The organism is Rhizobacter sp. P3_B12 (assembly GCF_056402895.1).
The window spans coordinates 1-1994 of sequence record NZ_JBFUGN010001073.1 but is presented as its reverse complement, the minus strand read 5'-3'; the positions used below and the strand labels follow the sequence as shown (position 1 = coordinate 1994).

Annotated in this window: 5 protein-coding genes; all 5 read right to left on the bottom strand. The window is 54.5% G+C overall.

All coding sequences use genetic code 11. The annotated features are described in order from the left end of the window. The coding region (locus AC1D01_RS32235) for a hypothetical protein (RefSeq protein WP_477873576.1) at positions 1–393 on the bottom strand (393 nt) is incomplete at its 3' end. A 23-nt stretch (positions 394–416) separates the two neighbouring features. Further along, positions 417–719 carry a hypothetical protein gene (locus AC1D01_RS32230; RefSeq protein ID WP_477873575.1) on the bottom strand — a complete coding sequence of 101 codons (303 nt, stop codon included), beginning with the start codon at positions 717–719 and terminating at the stop codon, positions 417–419. A 31-nt stretch (positions 720–750) separates the two neighbouring features. After that, on the bottom strand, positions 751–1149 hold the full coding sequence (locus AC1D01_RS32225; protein WP_477873574.1) for an Imm44 family immunity protein: 399 nt from the start codon (positions 1147–1149) through the stop codon (positions 751–753). 9 nt (positions 1150–1158) lie between these two features. Continuing rightward, on the bottom strand, positions 1159–1413 hold the full coding sequence (locus tag AC1D01_RS32220; protein ID WP_477873573.1) for a hypothetical protein: 255 nt from the start codon (positions 1411–1413) through the stop codon (positions 1159–1161). A 43-nt stretch (positions 1414–1456) separates the two neighbouring features. Next, on the bottom strand, positions 1457–1994 hold a 538-nt coding region (locus tag AC1D01_RS32215; protein ID WP_477873572.1), incomplete at its 5' end, for an RHS repeat-associated core domain-containing protein.

The window sequence follows — 1994 nt, the reverse complement described above, 5'->3', positions numbered from 1 at the left end:
CGCCTCGCTGTTAATTGCCAGAGAAAAGACTATCCCGTACCAATTCTTGTGCCTTACCACATCGTCGCCACCAAAGTCCTGAACCACGTCAAGGGATACCATCCCCCTCCGTTCAAGGAGGCCACCATTTTCTTCGAAGAAGATATCAACAAAGGCACCCGATTCATCAAATGAGAATCTACTGTCATTCAGGAACTGAGAATACACAGGGTGTCGCCGAGAATCCAATGACTCCATGATCCAGTACCGCACACCGACAACCGCCCCATCAGTGGATCTGAAATAATCGTAGAAGCATCCTCCCAAGCCCAGCCCAGGGGCATCAATCCACTTAATATCGCCCGCTGACTGAGTGCCCAGAAGGAATTCGCGTGGAAGAATCAGGTGATTCATCTCAAAAAAAATCATTTGTGATATTAATGCGATTCTGCTGCGTTGTAGCGCGTCGTCACCCCGTTCTTGGTGATCGTCGCGAGCTGGCCCCGCAGGTTGTATGTCGCCGTGTAGCCCGAGCCATCGGCCGCGCTGTCGCTGAGCGTGGTGCCCGCGCTGTCGAACACGAGGCTGTGCGCCGGGTTCGTGATGCTCGTCTTGCGGTTGCTCGTCGCCTCCACGCTGTAGGTGCTCGGGCTGCCGTTCAGGCTCAGGCCCGTGCGGTTGCCGTTCGCGTCGTAGTGGATGCCCCAGGCTCGCCGCGTTCGTCGTGATGCTCGCCTCATTTTGAAGTTGCAAGCAGCCCTCCGTGGCGAGCTACGTCAGCCAGCCCGTCGATTCGATCCAACGCCGGAAATCACTGCTGAACATCGCAGCATTGAACTCGTTGCTCGCATACTTTGATACCACTCGACTTACTTCGTCGACAAGACGAGTCGCCACGATCCTTCTCCTCTCTTGCTGCGATGCGGTTTTCATTTCATTGAAATCAAGCATAACGTCCATGTAGAGAACGCGGTTTTTTCGGTCGAGGCGAACTCTTTGCTTGAGCCCAAGTTCCTCATTGTGGCAAACCAGAATTACCCCCACCTTTTGCAATCGCGAGCCATAGGGTCGCCCAGCAAAAAACGGAACCTCATCAATTTTTGCAAGCTCCAAACAAATAGTATCGACACGAGATTCCCAATCCACATCACCGCTGAGAAATATCTTCATTTACCCTTCCTATCTCTTAATTTTATTTCCAGGCGGCAATTTGCCTGCTTGCAGCACGTAGTTTTCAATCTTCATCAATTCAAGCAACAATGCCTCGTTGCTCAGAGATGCAAATTCCTTGGCATACACCACACCATGCTCGCCTATATTGTCCAAAGTGGCTTGAGAATATCTGGTTGACGGATTAATAGTCTTCCCAAATTTCCAGACATCACCCGCCTCACACCAAGTTATTGCGACTGGATCCTTGCGCCCTCGTTTCATCACCGGATAGAAACCATCCTTTAGAACTCTTAGGGAGTATTTCTCAGCAGTTCGAACTGTATTCCCGACCGCCCCCCACCGGAACCCCTGGGACAACAGCGCCGGTAGCGAGGCCGACTCCAATTTCCGTCCCTATAACGCTTCCTACAACAACCGTTTCGACTGAAACGCCGAATACCTCGGCAATCCAAACAATGACACATACCGGACATAGCCCTTGAGGGTCCGTGTACGAGAGAGGATTCCCACCCACATACCCATATGTCGACACGCTCCCACCCGCCAGCCCGATCGGATCGCTCTGCGTGTACTGCCCGCCCGCCGAGTTGTAGTAGCGGTGGTAGTTGTAGAACAGCCCACTCTCCGCATCCGCATACTGCCCCGGGAACCTCAGGTTCTGCGTAAAGGCCCCCAACCCGCTCGGGTTGGTCTCCGGCGCGCTCGTGCCGAAGGGCTCGGCCAGCCAGCGCCAGCGCACCCGGTTCTGCCGGTCCACCACCACCCGCGGCGTGTTCAGGTGATCGGTGTGGATGAAGTACACCAGCGGCTCGCCCGATGGGTTCGCCGGGTCGGGCGTGAAC